Origin of the sequence: Pantoea sp. SM3640 (assembly GCF_015654165.1) — a bacterium.
In the GTDB taxonomy this organism is placed as follows: domain Bacteria; phylum Pseudomonadota; class Gammaproteobacteria; order Enterobacterales; family Enterobacteriaceae; genus Pantoea; species Pantoea vagans.
This window is the reverse complement of record NZ_CP064872.1, coordinates 2485152-2502558: the sequence shown is the minus strand read 5'-3', so window position 1 is coordinate 2502558 and position 17407 is coordinate 2485152. Positions and strand designations below refer to the sequence as shown.

12 protein-coding genes are annotated in these 17407 nt (G+C 52.0%); 8 read left to right on the top strand and 4 right to left on the bottom strand.

Annotated elements, in window-relative coordinates:
* The first annotated feature begins 58 nt into the window (after positions 1–58).
* Positions 59–1351, top strand: coding sequence for a serine--tRNA ligase (gene serS / locus IV493_RS11640; RefSeq protein ID WP_195857170.1), 1293 nt, complete (start codon positions 59–61; stop codon positions 1349–1351).
* Between the two features lie 319 nt (positions 1352–1670).
* Positions 1671–2822, top strand: coding sequence for an MFS transporter (locus IV493_RS11635; protein WP_041457190.1), 1152 nt, complete (start codon positions 1671–1673; stop codon positions 2820–2822).
* A gap of 52 nt (positions 2823–2874) precedes the next feature.
* Here IV493_RS11635 and pflA read toward each other — a convergent pair whose 3' ends face one another.
* The 4 genes from pflA to ycaO form a co-directional block, all read right to left on the bottom strand.
* Complete coding sequence (gene pflA / locus IV493_RS11630; protein WP_195857169.1) at positions 2875–3615, bottom strand: pyruvate formate lyase 1-activating protein; 741 nt, start codon at positions 3613–3615, stop codon at positions 2875–2877.
* Positions 3616–3777: 162 nt separating this feature from the next.
* Complete coding sequence (gene pflB / locus IV493_RS11625) at positions 3778–6060, bottom strand: formate C-acetyltransferase (protein WP_013357310.1); 2283 nt, start codon at positions 6058–6060, stop codon at positions 3778–3780.
* Between the two features lie 71 nt (positions 6061–6131).
* On the bottom strand, positions 6132–6992 hold the full coding sequence (gene focA, locus IV493_RS11620; RefSeq protein ID WP_033782513.1) for a formate transporter FocA: 861 nt from the start codon (positions 6990–6992) through the stop codon (positions 6132–6134).
* A 373-nt stretch (positions 6993–7365) separates the two neighbouring features.
* Positions 7366–9129, bottom strand: a complete 1764-nt coding sequence (gene ycaO, locus IV493_RS11615) for a 30S ribosomal protein S12 methylthiotransferase accessory factor YcaO (RefSeq protein WP_110331626.1) — start codon at positions 9127–9129, stop codon at positions 7366–7368.
* Positions 9130–9455: 326 nt separating this feature from the next.
* Between ycaO and serC the strand changes: the two genes are divergently transcribed.
* The 6 genes from serC to IV493_RS11585 all read left to right on the top strand — a co-directional run bounded on the left by serC (position 9456) and on the right by IV493_RS11585 (position 17405).
* Entirely contained in the window at positions 9456–10541 is a 1086-nt protein-coding gene (serC, locus tag IV493_RS11610; protein WP_013357313.1) for a 3-phosphoserine/phosphohydroxythreonine transaminase, read from the top strand.
* Between the two features lie 82 nt (positions 10542–10623).
* A complete protein-coding gene (gene aroA, locus IV493_RS11605; protein ID WP_195857168.1) occupies positions 10624–11910 on the top strand; it encodes a 3-phosphoshikimate 1-carboxyvinyltransferase in 1287 nt (428 codons plus the stop codon).
* A 199-nt stretch (positions 11911–12109) separates the two neighbouring features.
* On the top strand, positions 12110–12796 hold the full coding sequence (gene cmk, locus IV493_RS11600) for a (d)CMP kinase (protein ID WP_013357315.1): 687 nt from the start codon (positions 12110–12112) through the stop codon (positions 12794–12796).
* A gap of 108 nt (positions 12797–12904) precedes the next feature.
* On the top strand, positions 12905–14578 hold the full coding sequence (rpsA, locus tag IV493_RS11595) for a 30S ribosomal protein S1 (protein ID WP_013357316.1): 1674 nt from the start codon (positions 12905–12907) through the stop codon (positions 14576–14578).
* 82 nt (positions 14579–14660) lie between these two features.
* Positions 14661–14945 carry an integration host factor subunit beta gene (gene ihfB, locus IV493_RS11590; RefSeq protein WP_003849360.1) on the top strand — a complete coding sequence of 95 codons (285 nt, stop codon included), beginning with the start codon at positions 14661–14663 and terminating at the stop codon, positions 14943–14945.
* 204 nt (positions 14946–15149) lie between these two features.
* On the top strand, positions 15150–17405 hold the full coding sequence (locus IV493_RS11585) for a DNA internalization-related competence protein ComEC/Rec2 (protein ID WP_195857167.1): 2256 nt from the start codon (positions 15150–15152) through the stop codon (positions 17403–17405).
* The last annotated feature ends 2 nt before the right edge of the window (positions 17406–17407 follow it).

Below are 17407 nucleotides of genomic sequence, written 5' to 3'. Positions count from 1 at the left end.
ACGCATTCCGCGGGAATGCGTCCCTTCTTTCAACCAACTTTTTATACACAGGATAAGCATGCTCGATCCCAATCTGCTGCGTAACGAGCCAGACGCAGTCGCAGAAAAACTGGCACGCCGGGGATACAAACTGGATGTGGAAACGCTGCGTTCGCTTGAAGAGCGTCGCAAAGTACTGCAGGTGGAAACTGAAAATCTGCAGGCAGAGCGTAACTCCCGATCCAAATCCATCGGTCAGGCCAAAGCACGTGGGGAAGACATCGAGCCGCTGCGTCAGGAAGTGAACGCGCTGGGCGAACGCCTGGATGCCGCAAAAGCAGAACTGGATGAACTGCAGAATCAAATCCGTGACTTTGCGCTGGCGCTGCCGAACATTCCGGCAGATGAAGTGCCGCTGGGCAAAGATGACAGCGAAAACCAGGAAGTGAGCCGCTGGGGTACCCCGCGCGAGTTCAGCTTCCAGGTTAAAGATCACGTTGAACTGGGTGAAGCGGCGAAAGGCCTGGATTTTGCGGCTGCCGTGAAACTGACCGGTTCACGCTTTGTGGTCATGCAGGGTCAGATTGCCCGCCTGCACCGTGCACTGAGTCAGTTTATGATTGACCTGCACACTGAGCAGCATGGCTACCTTGAAACCTACGTGCCTTACCTGGTTAACCATGAAACGCTTTATGGCACCGGACAGCTGCCTAAGTTTGGTGAAGACCTGTTCCACACCCGTCCGCTGGAAGAGCAGTCAGACAGCAGCAACTATGCGTTGATTCCTACCGCGGAAGTGCCGCTGACCAACCTGATGCGCGATGAGATCGTGGAAGAGGATAGCCTGCCGGTTAAACTGACCGCGCATACGCCATGCTTCCGTTCTGAAGCGGGTTCTTACGGTCGTGACACGCGCGGCCTGATCCGTATGCACCAGTTCGACAAAGTTGAAATGGTGCAGATTGTCACTCCGGAACAGTCAATGGATGCGCTGGAAGAGCTGACTGGTCATGCAGAGAAAGTGCTGCAGCTGCTGAATCTGCCGTATCGTAAGGTTTTACTCTGTACCGGCGATATGGGCTTTGGCTCGACCAAAACCTACGATCTGGAAGTCTGGCTGCCAGCGCAGAATACCTATCGTGAAATTTCATCCTGTTCCAACATGGGTGATTTCCAGGCGCGTCGTATGCAGGCGCGTTACCGCAACAAACAGGAAAAGAAACCGCGTCTGGTTCATACCCTGAATGGTTCAGGACTGGCCGTAGGCCGCACTCTGGTCGCGGTGCTGGAAAACTATCAGCATGAAGATGGCCGCATCACCGTGCCTGAAGTTTTACGTCCCTACATGAATGGCGTCGATGTCATCGGCTAAGCGATTCACCATTCTTAAACCCGGCCATGGCCGGGTTTTTTTATGCGTAGTTTTTGAAAAAAAGGATTTACTGAGACTGAATTTAATCACAAATAAACGTTATCGATACCAGGTGCGTCGGAACGCTTAAAAATCTAATTTTTCATAGAGATAGCGCTCAGCAATATGCCGCATAACACAATTGTAACCCACTGAAGATTAGTAAATTAAATTGTCCCGCAGCAAAATGTGCTGCTATCAAATTCAGCCCATTGACTTTAAAAAAGCCAGTGGCAAACTGCGCGCAATTTACTTCATTTTGCTCTGGTTTCTATCCCCTATGTCAACCTGGTCACGCCCCGTGATATTGCTGCTTTGCGGCCTGATGTTAATGACTGTCGCCATTGCCGTGCTGAATACGCTTGTTCCACTGTGGCTGACGCATGACTTACTGACAACCTGGCAGGTGGGCATCGTAAGTTCCTCTTATTACACCGGCAATCTGGCAGGTACATTACTGGCTGGCTGGTTAATCAGACATTACGGGTTTAATCGCAGTTATTATCTGGCAACCGGGCTCTTTGCCGTGGCAACGATTTGCCTGGTAACGATGGAAGGTTTCTGGGCGTGGAGTTCGCTTCGTTTTGTCGCGGGGGTAGGCTGTGCGCTGATGTGGGTCGTGGTTGAAAGCGCACTTCTCTGTAGCGGAACCGTCCGAAATCGTGGACAGCTACTGGCTGCCTATATGATCGTTTATTATCTTGGCACTGTAACCGGTCAGTTACTGGTCAGCACCCTCTCTACAGAATTACTGAGCGTAGTACCCTGGGTCACTTCACTAGTGTTCTGTGCGGTACTGCCTCTGGTCTTTACACGAGTATCAGCCACCGGTGAAGCGGCTGAAGCGGCACCGGCTCGCATCTGGCCGATGCTTCGTCGTCGCAGTTCACGTCTCGGCATCAATGGCTGCATTATCTCCGGTATCGTTTTAGGTTCGCTTTATGGCCTGATGCCGCTTTACCTGTCGCATCAGGGAATGAGTGATGCCAATGTCGGCTACTGGATGGCGTTACTGGTCAGCGCCGGTATTGTCGGGCAGTGGCCAGTTGGTCGCCTGGCCGATCGTTTCGGTCGCCTGCTGGTGCTGCGGGTGCAGGTCTTTGTCGTTATCCTGGGTGCGATGGCGATGTTAACCAATGCCGCAATGGCACCAGCACTGTTTGTTCTGGGGCTGGCAGGCTTCACACTCTATCCGGTGGCTATGTCCTGGGCTTGTGAGACGGTTGCACATCATGAACTGGTTGCGATGAATCAGGCGCTGCTGATGAGTTATACCGTTGGCAGTCTGGCTGGACCGGCAATGACCTCCGTTCTGATGCAGAATTATTCTGACCGGCTGCTGTTTGTGATGATCGCTGCAGTAGCGCTGATCTATCTGCTGATGCTGCTGCGTAAAGCGGACCAGCAGGCGACGCCAGTGGCACATGCCTGATCGCTGAACAGTAAAAAGGGAGCGCTAAGCTCCCTTTTTTATGACCGATTCTTTAGTACATCACTTCGTGGCCGTAGCTGGCGAGAATATTCTTAACGCGTTCCATCGTCTCTTTCCCTGGTGGTTTCACCCCATCCAGCTTGTACTCTTCACCCATCGCAATCCATTTATGCTTACCCAGCTCGTGATAGGGCAGCAATTCAATCTTCTCGACGTTCTCCATGTCACGCGTAAATTCGCCCAGGCGATGCGCGGTGTCATCATCGTCGGAGTAACCGGGTACGACGACAAAACGGATCCAGGTCCGCTTGCCTTTTTTCTGCAGGTAGCGGGCAAAATCCAGGGTACGGTGATTTGATACCCCCACCAGAATCTGATGCACATCGTCATTCATCTGTTTGAGATCGAGCATCACTAAGTCAGTCACGTCGAGCAGTTCGTCGATTACCGGATCGTAGCGGCGTACGAAGCCATTGGTGTCGAGACAGGTATGGATGCCTTCGGCCTTGCAGGCGCGGAACCAGTCACGCACAAATTCAGCCTGAAGAATCGCTTCACCGCCAGACGCAGTAACACCGCCGCCAGAGGCATTCATAAAGTGGCGATAGGAGAGCACATCCGCCATCAGCGCGTCGACGCTGATCTCTTTGCCACTGTGGGTATCCCAGGTGTCGCGGTTGTGACAGTAGAGGCAGCGCATCAGGCAGCCCTGGAAGAAAGTAATGAAACGGATGCCGGGACCATCGACGGTGCCGCAGGATTCAAATGAGTGGATACGACCGTTAACTGACATTGCGATGTTTCTCCAGTGAGTCTGCCGGGACAGACGGCGCAATCTCTGTTGCGCTCAGGGCAGGAAATCGATTCTGGTGGGAACCTTGATGAAGATGACCATCAGAACAGACTTTTAAGGAAAAGGCTCCGCGAGGAGCCTTTTTATCGGGTTTAGCCGTGATTACAGTGACTGTGTGAAGGTACGGGTAATCACATCCTGCTGCTGCTCTTTAGTCAGTGAGTTAAAGCGTACAGCGTAACCAGAAACGCGAATCGTCAGCTGCGGATATTTCTCTGGATGCTCCATCGCGTCCAGCAGCATTTCACGGTTCATAACGTTGACGTTAAGGTGCTGGCCGCCTTCGATGCTGGCTTCGTGATGGAAGTAACCATCCATCAGACCGGCAAGGTTGGTTTTGCGCACGTTATCATCTTTACCCAGCGCGTTTGGCACGATTGAGAAGGTATAGGAGATACCATCTTTTGCATAGGCAAACGGCAGTTTAGCGACAGAAGTCAGTGAAGCCACCGCACCTTTCTGGTCACGACCATGCATCGGGTTAGCACCAGGTCCAAACGGTGCGCCAGCGCGACGTCCATCCGGCGTGTTACCGGTTTTCTTACCATACACCACGTTCGAGGTGATGGTCAGAACAGACTGCGTCGGCACGGCATTACGATAGGTAGTCAACTGCTGAATTTTCTTCATGAAGCGTTCAACGAGATCGCAGGCCAGGTCATCAACACGGGCGTCGTTGTTACCGAACTGTGGATATTCACCCTCGATGTCGAAGTCAATCGCCAGACCATCTTCGTCACGAATCGGTTTCACTTTGGCGTATTTAATTGCAGAAAGTGAATCCGCAGCAACAGAGAGACCGGCGATACCACAGGCCATGGTGCGATAGACATCCCGGTCATGCAGAGCCATCAGTGCCGCTTCATAGCTGTACTTATCATGCATGTAGTGGATGATGTTCAGCGAAGTCACATACTGTTTTGCCAGCCAGTCCATGAAGTGATCCATACGCTCCATGACGGTGTCGAAATCCAGCACGTCGTCGCTGATTTTGTCGCCTTTCGGTCCGACCTGCATTTTCAGTTTTTCATCCACGCCGCCGTTGATTGCGTAAAGCAGCGTTTTCGCCAGGTTGGCACGTGCGCCAAAGAACTGCATTTGTTTGCCGACAATCATCGGACTCACGCAGCAGGCGATGGCGTAGTCATCATTGTTGAAATCAGGACGCATCAGGTCATCGTTCTCATACTGCAAAGATGAAGTATCGATAGAGACTTTAGCGGCGTATTTTTTGAAATTAATGGGCAGTTTTTCTGACCACAGAATGGTCATGTTTGGCTCAGGTGAAGGACCCATGGTGTAGAGGGTATTCAGGAAGCGGAAGGTGCTTTTTGATACCAGTGTGCGACCATCAACGCCCATACCTGCCAGTGATTCGGTTGCCCAGATTGGGTCACCAGAGAACAGCTCATCATATTCCGGGGTACGCAGGAAGCGAACCATGCGCAGTTTCATGACCAGATGGTCAATCAGTTCCTGAGCCTGTTCTTCCGTCAGCTTACCGGCTTTAAGGTCACGCTCAATGTAAACATCCAGGAAGGTTGAGACGCGGCCAAACGACATGGCAGCACCGTTTTGTGATTTAACGGCAGCCAGATAACCATAGTAAGTCCACTGCACAGCTTCCATTGCGTTGGTTGCCGGGCCGGAAATGTCATGACCATATTTTGCGGCCATCTCTTTAATCTGGGCCAGCGCATGATGCTGATCGGAGATCTCTTCACGCAGACGAATGGTTGCTTCGAGATTCACACCGTTCTCTAAATCTTCCTGCAGTGATGCGAACTGAGCGAATTTATCCGCCATCAGGAAATCGATGCCGTATAACGCCACACGACGATAGTCACCGATAATACGGCCACGGCCATAAGCATCAGGAAGACCGGTCAGAATACCTGATTTGCGGCAGCGCAGAATGTCCGGGGTATAAACATCGAATACACCCTGGTTGTGTGTTTTGCGGTATTCGGTGAAGATTTTTTTCAGAGAAGGGTCAAGTTCACGGCCATACACTTTGCATGAACCTTCGACCATTTTGATGCCGCCATAAGGAATGATGGCGCGTTTTAATGGCGCTTCAGTCTGCAGCCCAACAATTTTTTCCAGAGACTTATTAATGTAGCCCGCGTCGTGCGAGGTAATCGTGGAGGCGAGATCGGTGTCGAAGTCGACTGGCGCGTGGGTGCGGTTCTCAATTTTGATGCCTTCCAGCACGCTTTCCCACAGTTTGGTGGTCGCTTCAGTGGCGCCCGCCAGGAATGACTCATCACCTTCATAGGGGGTGTAGTTTTTCTGAATGAAGTCGCGCACATTGACGCTGTTCTGCCATTCGCCTTCAGCAAATCCTTCCCATGCTGAAGCCAGTTTTGCATTAAGTTCGGTCATAATATACCTGCCTTATATGAAGAGACTTTACGGTCGGGCACAGTCAACGTCCTGTGCCGTCAAAAATGCGTTTAATGTACCTGGTCACCTTTGCGGAGATAGATAACCCAGTAGGTCAGCCCAACCAGAACGCCACCGCCGATGATGTTACCGATCGTTACGGGAATCAGATTGTGGAGAATAAAGTTACTGACGGTCAGCGCGTGAAACTGTGCAGCCGTAGTGCCAGCAGCCTGCCAGAACTCAGGTGTTGCGAAGTCGCGGATAGTAATGGCATAGGGAATGAGAAACATGTTGGCGATGCTGTGTTCGAAACCGCTGGCGACAAACATCCCAACAGGCAGAATCATCACGACCAGCTTATCGGTCAGGCTGCGACCGGAATAGCTCATCCAGACGGCGAGGCAGACCAGCAGATTAGCTAATGTACCCAGACAGACTGCTTCTATAAAGGTGTGATGCATTTTGTGATCGGCGGTTTCCAGGACATTTAAGCCCCAGGCACCATTCGCAACCATATGCTGTCCGGCAAACCACATCAGGGCGACAAAGAAGAGTGCACCTGCCAGGTTACCGGCGTAGACGTTAAACCAGTTGCGGGCCAGCTGACCCCAACTGATGCGACCACTGGCTTTAGCCACGACGATTAATACCGTCGAGGTAAAAAGGTCGGCGCCACACACCACGACCAGCATCAAACCGAGTGAGAAACAGATACCGCCAATTAGTTTGGCTATGCCATAGGGCATCGCGCCGCTGCCGGTAGTCGCTGTAATATAAAAAACGAATGCGATTGAGATGAATACGCCAGCGTTTATTGCCAGAAAGAAGGTCGTAAAGGGATGTTTGGTTGCTTTATAGATACCGGCCTCTTCGGCCACTTTCGCCATTGCGGCTGGTAATAAAAGATTAAAAGGGTTGTCAGTTTTCACACTAACTTACTCCTGAAGTTGTCTGAAAAAATACTAACAAAGGAGTATAGGTCAGCAATTGATGTGGATCATGTTTGCCGAAATGGTCGCCATCATCTCGCATGGAAATGAAAAAATAATCGCGTAAATTATTGAAATTATGAGTTTAAATTAATTTTAAAAATACAAATATATTTTAATGTGATGCGGTTGCTCGCACTTTTAATTCAGTCTATGTTACGAATTAATATCTTATATGTTAAGTGAAATGATGCAATGTGGCGGAAGGTATTTTTATTACAGCTAATGTTTCATTGAGATAGAGGGAAATTATGGCACCAGATAAATCCAGTGCCATGTTGAGCTATCTGTTTCCAGCTACAGGCGTTATGCCTTACGCTTTTTTCCAGTAATGACGTTTAGCGGCCTGAAGTTTTTCGTAGGCAGCAAGCAGGGATTGATGGGCCGGGAATGCCTGCAACTCTTCATCCACAGCCTGAAGCCCGTTAAACGGATTCTCACCACTAATAGCAGCGGAAGCCGCTTCCATTGCGTTCTCACCATACATACGCAGGAAGGCGTGATGATACTGCAGCGGATCGCGCTCATCTTCCATTGCCAGTAATAGCAGGGTCTGCAGGCAGCGATAGTAATTAGCCCGCTCTGGCGTAAAGATTGAGCTGTTAAACTCCATTGTCCACTCGGTCCAGATCAATGCCTGATCCAGATCGCCGCCCGCCAGCGCCAGCATCGCTTTTAATTCGCCAATACGCAGCGTGTACCAGCCGTTGTCTTTACCGGTTGCCAGGCCCAGCAGCTCGCGAACGCGGGTGAAGTCGTCAAAACCTTCATCATCCAGCTGTCCAATCAGATCCAGATACTCTTCCGGATTCCAGTTGCTGTCAGGCAGGGCAAGCAGGGTTTCACGCATGCCAGCACCCATGCTGTTATTTGCCAGGAACAGATCTTCCGCCGGGTAGATATCAGACATGCCAGGTACGATGATGCGGCAGGCATAGACGCCCAGGTGCTCGTAGTCAGCGATATAGACCTCCTGATCTTCTGAAGCGAAGATCGCCATCAGCGTAGCAAATTCCTGCTCGGTGCTGCCTGCGAAAGACCAGTCGACAAAGGGATAATCTGCCGTCTCTTTAAACAGATCCCAGGAGATCAGACCGCTTGAATCGATGAAGTGTGTTTCAAGGTTGGCATGTTCAGCCACTTCTTCGTCATCAAAGGTTGGTGGTGTAAACACATCCAGATCTTTGAGGCTGCGACCCTGCAGCAACTCAGTAACGGTACGCTCCAGCGCCACACCGAAATCAGGGTGCGCACCAAAGGAAGCAAAACAGGTGCCATTGGTCGGGTTAAACAGCACCACACAGATAACCGGATATTTGCCGCCCAGCGAAGCGTCATAGGCGAAAATCGGGAAGCCTTCCGCTTCAAGGCGCGCAATCGCCTCAATGACGTCAGGATAACGCTGCATCACCGCATCAGGAATCGCTGGCAGGCTGATTGCTTCAGCAATAATGCGATTTTTAATGTAGCGCTCAAACACTTCTGACAACCCCTGAACACGCGCTTCATTCGCGGTGTTGCCCGCCGACATGCCATTTGAGACATAGAGGTTGCCGATGATGTTCATCGGGATATAGACAGTTTGCTGATCAGACTGGCGGGTAAAGGGCAGAGCGCAGATACCACGCTCAGCATTGCCGGACTGCAAATCAATCAGGCCGGAAGCCGTCAGAGCATTGTCGGCATCGTAAAACGCATGCAGGCGCGCATCCAGAATGCCTTCAGGTAAGGAATCATTCTCTGGTAACGCAAACCATTTTTCATTGGGATAGTGAACAAAATCACCGTTAGCGATCTTTTTCCCCAGCCAGAAGTCAGCAAAAAAATAGTTAGTAGAGAGACGCTCAAAATACTCGCCCAGCGCAGAGGCCAGTGCCGCTTTTTTACTGGCGCCTTTACCATTGGTAAAGCAGAGCGGGCAATCGCGGTCGCGGATATGCACAGACCAGACATGGGGAACAGGATTAAGCCAGGAGGCTTCTTCAATATTAAAGCCAAGATCCTGCAGCTTGTTCTGGAAACGCGCGATGGAGTCTTCCAGTGCGGCATCTTTGCCCGGGATAAATGTTTGCGTCATAGTGCCGCTCTCTCTGTTGTCATAGGGTGCGTAAAGCGCGCCATGATACGGATTTTGCTAACTGACCGCTATCAGGGCGGGACATTTTTACCGGCTTAGTTTACCGGCATAGTTTTCATTGCCGCGGCACTCAGGCCAAATGCGGATTGGTGGGGCTGGATAGAGCCTCACAAAATTCCGTTCAGATTTGCATTGGTAACATAACCTCCGGCGAGCCGGATTCAGAAAATGTGACCGCACCCTGATTTATGATTGCAGCTATCAGAATGCAGTGATAAAACCGGATGGTTATTCATAACCGTTCGATATGACAGTGGTGAGGGGAAATGACGCAAGTTTATAATTTTAGCTCTGGCCCGGCGATGCTACCGGTTGAAGTCCTTCGTCGTGCAGAACAGGAGCTGACGAACTGGCGCGGTCTGGGTACCTCTGTAATGGAGATCAGTCACCGCAGTAAAGAGTTTATTCAGGTGGCTGAGGAAGCGGAGCAGGACTTCCGTGATCTGCTAAAAATACCGGCTAATTACAAAGTTTTATTCTGTCATGGCGGCGCGCGTGCTCAGTTCGCTGCTGTACCGGGTAATCTGCTCGGGCAAGCGACCAGCGCCGACTATGTCGATGGCGGCTACTGGGCACACAGTGCAATTAAGGAAGCGGAAAAGTATTGCTCCCCTCGCACGCTGGATGTGAAAACCACCCGCGATGGTAAACGTGCCATTCTGCCGATGAGCGAATGGCAGGTGAGTGAATCGTCTGCTTACCTGCATTTCTGCCCGAATGAAACTATTGATGGCATCGCCATTGATGAACAGCCCGATTTCGGCAGTAAAACGGTTGTCGCTGACTTCTCATCTACCATTCTGTCACGTCCGATCGATGTGAGCCGCTATGGCGTGATTTATGCAGGCGCGCAAAAAAATGTCGGTCCGGCCGGATTAACGCTGGTTGTCGTTCGCGAAGATCTGCTGGGTCAGGCGCACGCCTCGGTACCTTCAATTCTCGATTACAAAGTGCTGGCCGATAATGATTCGATGTTTAATACCCCGCCAACATTTGCGTGGTATCTCTCAGGCCTGGTGTTTAAATGGCTGAAAGAGAAGGGTGGTGTAGCCGAAATTGATCGTATCAATCAGGCAAAATCTGACCTGCTTTATGGCGTTATCGATCACAGTGGCTTCTACCGTAACGATGTGGCTAAAGAAAACCGCTCACGCATGAATATTCCTTTCCAGCTGGCGGATGCGTCGCTCGATGCACTGTTCCTGGAAGAGTCATTTAAGGCAGGATTACATGCGCTCAAAGGACATCGTGTAGTAGGCGGTATGCGCGCCTCTATCTATAATGCCATGCCGCTGGAAGGTGTGAAGGCGCTGACCGATTTCATGGTCGACTTTGAACGCCGTCACGGCTGATTACTAAGATATCAGCATTGATGCTGATGCCAGACCTCGCCATATGGCGAGGTCTCTGTATTTTTTGAGGATTTTGTTTCACATGCAGGACTCCCTGACTCTCCAACCGATCGCGCGCGTTGATGGCACCGTAAATCTGCCCGGTTCAAAAAGCGTTTCCAATCGCGCATTGCTGCTGGCTGCGCTGGCTAAAGGCACCACCCGTCTGACTAACCTGCTCGACAGCGATGATGTAAAGCACATGCTGAATGCGCTGACTGCGCTGGGCGTAAACTATACGCTTTCCGGCGATCGCACCGTGTGTGAAGTGACGGGAAATGCCGGGCCGCTGCACGCATCTCAACCGCTGTCGCTGTTTCTGGGCAATGCCGGAACCGCAATGCGTCCTCTGGCCGCGGCACTTTGTCTGGGTGAGCACGATATCGAACTGACTGGCGAACCCCGCATGAAAGAGCGTCCCATCGGCCATCTGGTTGACGCGCTTCGTCAGGGTGGCGCAATCATTGATTACCTGGAAAATGAAAACTATCCGCCGCTGCGTTTACGCGGAGGTTTCATTGGGGGTGACGTCAGCGTGGATGGCAGCGTATCCAGTCAGTTCCTGACTGCACTGCTGATGATCGCGCCGCTGGCACAGCAGGACACCTGCATTACCATCAAAGGTGATTTGGTTTCCAAACCTTATATCGATATCACTCTGAATCTGATGCAGTGCTTTGGCGTCGACGTTGAGAATCAGAACTATCAGCGCTTCCTGATCAAGGGCCAGCAACAGTATCAGTCACCGGGCGATTACCTGGTTGAGGGCGATGCCTCTTCCGCCTCCTATTTCCTGGCTGCTGCTGCCATAAAAGGCGGGACGGTTCGCGTCACCGGTATCGGGCGCCAGAGTGTGCAGGGCGACATCCGTTTCGCTGACGTGCTGGAAAGGATGGGCGCTGTGATTGAGTGGGGCGACGATTATATTGCCTGCACGGCCGGAAAACTGCAGGCTATCGATATGGATATGAATCATATCCCTGATGCTGCAATGACCATTGCGACCACCGCGCTGTTTGCAGAGGGCACTACCCAGTTACGTAATATTTATAACTGGCGGGTAAAAGAGACCGATCGACTGAGCGCAATGGCCACGGAATTACGTAAAGTTGGGGCGGAAGTCGAAGAAGGTCATGATTTCATCCGTATTACACCGCCAGCATCGCTGATTCATGCTGATATTGGCACCTACAATGACCACCGCATGGCGATGTGTTTTTCTCTGGTTGCACTTTCTGATACGCCGGTAACCATTCTTGATCCTGGCTGTACAGCGAAAACCTTCCCGGACTATTTTGTTCAACTGGCTAAAATCAGCCAGCACGCCTGATATTGCCTTTCCGGTGCGGTTCCGCACCGGATCTCTCCCTGATTTAATCTGGCTGCAACCGCACCGATATCCTCTGAATTGACTAACATTTCGAACCCCGTCAGTGCGAAAGGGTAACCAAGCCTTGCTATGCAGCGTATAATGCTAAGCATTAAGGGTGGCCTGAAGGTCATAATGCACGCAGCAACAGGAGGGAATAATGACAGTAACTGCCCCGGTCATAACTATTGATGGGCCAAGTGGAGCGGGGAAGGGAACCCTGTGCAAAGCGATGGCAGAATCGCTGCAGTGGCATCTGCTGGATTCCGGTGCTATTTACCGCGTGCTGGCGTTAGCCGCATTGCATCATCAGGTGGACATTGAATCTGAAGAGGCGCTGGTGCCGATTGCTGCGCATCTTGATGTGCGCTTTTTGTCACAAAACGGTGAAATGCAGGTCATACTTGAAGGTGAAGATGTGACCGGTGAAATCCGCACTCAGGAGGTCAGCAATACCGCATCACGTGTCGCTGCGTTTCCACGGGTGCGCGAAGCGTTATTGCGCCGCCAGCGCGGTTTCCGCGAGATGCCGGGCCTGATTGCTGATGGCCGTGATATGGGCACCGTGGTTTTCCCGGATGCGCCAGTAAAGATTTTCCTTGATGCCAGCCCGGAAGAGCGTGCTCAGCGACGTATGCTACAGTTGCAGGGAAATGGCTTTAATGTTAACTTTGACCGCCTTTTAGCCGAGATAAAAGAACGCGACGACCGCGATCGTAACCGCGCAATTGCGCCTCTAGTGGCTGCTGCCGATGCACTGGTTCTGGACTCTACAGAGATGTCTATCGACCAGGTCATTGAAAAAGCGCTACACTATGCCCGCGAGAAGCTGGGCATCCCGGCTTAACTGAATTTATCACCCTGTACCAAGGATCCGGTGCCGGGCATGTGAAACAACCCCATCCGACATGAAGTCAGATGGACGTTAAATTGAAGAATCCTGAAGATTATCAATATGACTGAATCTTTTGCTCAACTATTTGAAGAATCCTTAAAAACAATCGAAACCCGCCCGGGTTCTATCGTTCGTGGCATCGTCGTTTCTATCGACAAAGATGTCGTTCTGGTTGATGCGGGTCTGAAATCTGAATCTGCAATTCCTGCAGAGCAGTTCAAGAACGCAGCCGGCGAACTGGAAATCCAGGTTGGCGACGAAGTTGATGTTGCTCTGGATGCAGTGGAAGACGGCTTCGGTGAAACCCTGCTGTCCCGTGAGAAAGCTAAGCGCCATGAAGCATGGATCACGCTGGAGAAAGCTTACGAAGACGCTGAAACTGTTACCGGTGTTATCAACGGCAAAGTTAAAGGCGGCTTCACAGTTGAGCTCAACGGTATCCGTGCGTTCCTGCCAGGTTCACTGGTAGATGTGCGTCCGGTGCGCGATACGCTGCATCTGGAAGGCAAAGAGCTTGAGTTCAAAGTCATCAAGCTGGATCAGAAACGCAACAACGTCGTGGTTTCACGTCGTGCGGTTATCGAATCCGAAAACAGCGCAGAGCGCGATCAGCTGCTGGAAAACCTGCAGGAAGGCATGGAAGTTAAAGGTATCGTTAAGAACCTCACTGACTACGGTGCATTCGTTGATCTGGGCGGCGTTGATGGCCTGCTGCACATCACTGATATGGCATGGAAACGCGTTAAGCATCCAAGCGAAATCGTTAACGTTGGCGACGAAATCACCGTTAAGGTGCTGAAGTTCGACCGCGAGCGTACCCGTGTTTCTCTGGGTCTGAAGCAGCTGGGCGAAGATCCATGGGTTGCTATCGCTAAACGCTATCCGGAAGGCACCCGCCTGACCGGTCGTGTTACCAACCTGACTGACTACGGCTGCTTCGTGGAAATCGAAGAAGGCGTTGAAGGTCTGGTACACGTGTCTGAAATGGACTGGACCAACAAAAACATCCATCCGTCTAAAGTTGTTAACGTAGGCGATGTTGTTGAAGTTATGGTTCTGGACATTGACGAAGAGCGTCGTCGTATCTCCCTGGGTCTGAAGCAGTGTAAATCTAACCCATGGCAGCTGTTCGCTGAGACGCACAACAAAGGCGATCGTGTTGAAGGTAAAATCAAGTCAATCACTGACTTCGGTATCTTCATCGGCCTGGATGGCGGCATCGACGGTCTGGTTCATCTGTCTGACATCTCCTGGAACGCGACTGGCGAAGAAGCCGTTCGTGAGTACAAAAAAGGCGACGAAATCGCTGCCGTTGTACTGCAGGTTGATGCAGAGCGCGAGCGTATCTCTCTGGGCGTTAAACAGCTGGCAGAAGATCCGTTCAACAACTACATCACTCTGAACAAGAAAGGTGCCATCGTCACCGGTAAAGTGACTGCAGTTGATGCTAAAGGTGCTACAGTTGAATTAGCAGACGGCGTTGAGGGTTATCTGCGCGCTTCTGAAGCTTCACTGGACCGCATTGAAGATGCAACTCTGGTTCTGAACGTTGGCGACGACGTTGAAGCTAAGTTCACCGGCGTTGATCGTAAAAACCGTGTCGTAAGCCTGTCTGTCCGTGCGAAAGACCAGGCTGATGAGAAAGAAGCTATCAATACTGTTAACACCAAACAGGAAGAAAGCAATTTCTCTAGCGCTATGGCTGAAGCGTTCAAAGCGGCTAAAGGCGAGTAATCGACCTGAAGCACCGGGTGGGCAACCACCCGGTTTCGGTAAAAGCTGTCATACATTCCCATAGGGATAAACCGGAGGTTACATGACCAAGTCAGAACTGATCGAAAGACTGGCGGGACAGCATACTCATATACCGGCGAAAGTCGTGGAGGATGCAGTAAAAGAGATGCTTGAGCACATGGCCACTACGCTGGCACAGGGCGAACGCATCGAAATCCGGGGATTCGGCAGCTTTTCTTTGCACTATCGCGCTCCGCGTACTGGACGTAACCCGAAAACGGGTGACAAAGTGGATCTGGAAGGTAAATACGTTCCCCACTTTAAGCCAGGCAAAGAGCTGCGCGATCGCGCAAATATCTACGGCTAAGCCGATACCGAACCAGATAAACGACATCTCCGGATGTCGTTTTTTTTTGCCTGTTATTCAGATTCAGAACTGACATCCGGAATGCTGTGCCCAACACTGCAATCCGTTATTCTTTTTGCGAGACCGCCCGCGCCTGACTGATCCTCTCCTGTCACTTTCACCGCATTTGACCAGAATAATCGTACTGAAATAATGGACACGATTATGCTGACATGGACCGTTCTGGCGCGACTGGCGATCGTTGCAACGTTACCGCTACTGCTGATGGCCCGACTGCCTTCCGGTGAGGCGATAGTGGCCCTGCTCTTTGTGGGCGTGGCTCTGCAACATTGTCCTTATCAGCCCGCTCGTCTGACGGGTATTACTCTGTTGTTTCTGGCATGGGCCTGTCACGATGCCCGCGTGATGGTGCAGGATATTGAACGGCTCTCCGCACGGCCCGCCACCTTCACTCTTCAGATTAATGAACTGCGGCAAGAGCGAAAACAAATCCGGGTTCGTCTGCTGGAAGAGGAGGGCAGGATGATATTTCCGCCCCGCTTTGCCTGGCTCTATTTCGATGCTGACCCAACGATTTACTGCCCTGGACAACGCTGGACGATGCAGCTGCGCTTACGACCGGTTCATGCCCGCCTGAATGAAGGCGACTTCGATGCCCAGCGTTTTGCACTCGCGAATAATACGCCGCTTCAGGGGCGGATCCTTAAACAGCATGCTGTCAGCGATCGCTGTGATGGCCGCTGGCGATTTATTGTATGGCACCGTGACAGAACCCGCGAAATGCCTTTTCGAGGCACGCTGGAGGCACTGACATTTGGCATCAGAGATGAGATGAGCCAGCAGACACGTCAGCTACTGCGAGATACCGGCACGGCGCACCTGATGGCGATATCGGGCATGCATATTGCCCTGGCCGCCAGCACCGGCTGGATGATGGCGCGTGGGGTGCAATTTATCCTGCCAGCCCGCTTTATCGGCTATCTTTTTCCCCTCATCGTGAGCTGGCTATTTGCTGCAGTGTATACGTGGCTCTCCGGGGCTCAGCCGCCCGCAGCCCGTTCACTGCTGGCCCTGACGCTGTGGGCAATAACCCGGTTTGCGGGTGTTCAGCTGAACAGCTGGCAGATCTGGACGTTCTGTATTGCATTGCTGCTGGTGACGGATCCGCTGACGGTGCTCTCTAACAGCTTCTGGCTCTCGGTTCTGGCTGTCGGCATGCTGCTGGTCTGGTACCACTGGTTCCCGCTGCCTGCGCGGTTCCGTCATCAACGGCGCTGGATTCCGTTACAGCTGCTGCATTTGCAGGCGGGCATGATGATTTTGATGGTGCCGTTACAGGTGGCGATATTCAACGGGATCAGCCTGACCGCGCTGGTGGCCAATGTTGTCGCAATCCCGGTCGTCTCATTTATTACTATGCCCCTTGTAACACTTGCCATGCTGCTGCCGGTAGCGCATTTATCTGCCTTCTTCTGGGGTGCGGCCGATCTCTCTTTACGCGCACTGTTTTATTGCCTGACGTTGCTGCCGCCGGGCTGGTGGCCGCTGAATGGCACAGTCTGGTTTACGGTCATGGTATGGGGTGGCCTGATTCTCTGGCGTGCGCAGTTCTTCTTCTCCCTGCCATTAAGCAGCTGCGCGCTAGCGCTGACGATGATACTGAGTCGTCAGCCAGAACCTGAGCAGGGCTGGCGCATCGATATGCTGGATATTGGGCATGGCCTGAGCATAGTGCTCACTCAGGGTAACGAAGCGGTGATGTATGACACAGGACCACGCTGGCAGAACGATAATGCGGGGAGCCGGGTGATCATTCCCTGGCTGGAGCGCAGACAGTTACGTTTAAAACAGGTCATCCTCAGTCATAACCATCTGGATCACACTGGTGGGCTGCAGGCGATTACGCAACGCTGGCCCGCGGTTGAAGTGAGAAGCGCACTGGCGGATAAAACGCACTTACCCTGTGTACGCGGCACGCAGTGGCGCTGGCGACAGCTCCATTTCCGGGTTGTCTGGCCGCTGACGAACCCTTTAGCCGGTGGGAACAACGACTCCTGTGTCATCATCGTCGATGACGGTCAGGTCCGGCTACTGTTAACCGGTGATATCGAAGCTAAAGCGGAACGTCAGCTGGTGGCGCTGGAGAAGCAGGGGCTGAAGGCTGATATCCTGCAGGTACCGCACCACGGAAGCCGTACTTCGTCGACCTCCCTGCTGCTGCGCAAAACACAAGGACACACCGCGATTGCCTCTCTGGCACGCTACAATGCCTGGCGCATGCCTGCGAAAAATGTGCTGGAAAATTACCGAACGGCTGGATTTCAGTGGCTGGACACGGGCCAGTCAGGACAAATCAGTATCAGGATAGAACAGGGCAGAGTGCAGGTTTTCACCCTGCGGGAACAATTAATGCCCCGTTGGTATCATCAGTGGTTTGGCGTCAAACGCGAATCCAGGTAGAA

Bases quoted from the DNA above. Each gene is read 5' to 3' on its own strand.
- serS (WP_195857170.1), top strand. From the start codon at position 59: ATGCTCGATCCCAATCTGCTGCGTAACGAGCCAGACGCAGTCGCAGAA.
- IV493_RS11635 (WP_041457190.1), top strand. From the start codon at position 1,671: ATGTCAACCTGGTCACGCCCCGTGATATTGCTGCTTTGCGGCCTGATG.
- pflA (WP_195857169.1), bottom strand. From the start codon at position 3,615: ATGTCAGTTAACGGTCGTATCCACTCATTTGAATCCTGCGGCACCGTC.
- pflB (WP_013357310.1), bottom strand. From the start codon at position 6,060: ATGACCGAACTTAATGCAAAACTGGCTTCAGCATGGGAAGGATTTGCT.
- ycaO (WP_110331626.1), bottom strand. From the start codon at position 9,129: ATGACGCAAACATTTATCCCGGGCAAAGATGCCGCACTGGAAGACTCC.
- serC (WP_013357313.1), top strand. From the start codon at position 9,456: ATGACGCAAGTTTATAATTTTAGCTCTGGCCCGGCGATGCTACCGGTT.
- aroA (WP_195857168.1), top strand. From the start codon at position 10,624: ATGCAGGACTCCCTGACTCTCCAACCGATCGCGCGCGTTGATGGCACC.
- cmk (WP_013357315.1), top strand. From the start codon at position 12,110: ATGACAGTAACTGCCCCGGTCATAACTATTGATGGGCCAAGTGGAGCG.
- rpsA (WP_013357316.1), top strand. From the start codon at position 12,905: ATGACTGAATCTTTTGCTCAACTATTTGAAGAATCCTTAAAAACAATC.
- ihfB (WP_003849360.1), top strand. From the start codon at position 14,661: ATGACCAAGTCAGAACTGATCGAAAGACTGGCGGGACAGCATACTCAT.
- IV493_RS11585 (WP_195857167.1), top strand. From the start codon at position 15,150: ATGCTGACATGGACCGTTCTGGCGCGACTGGCGATCGTTGCAACGTTA.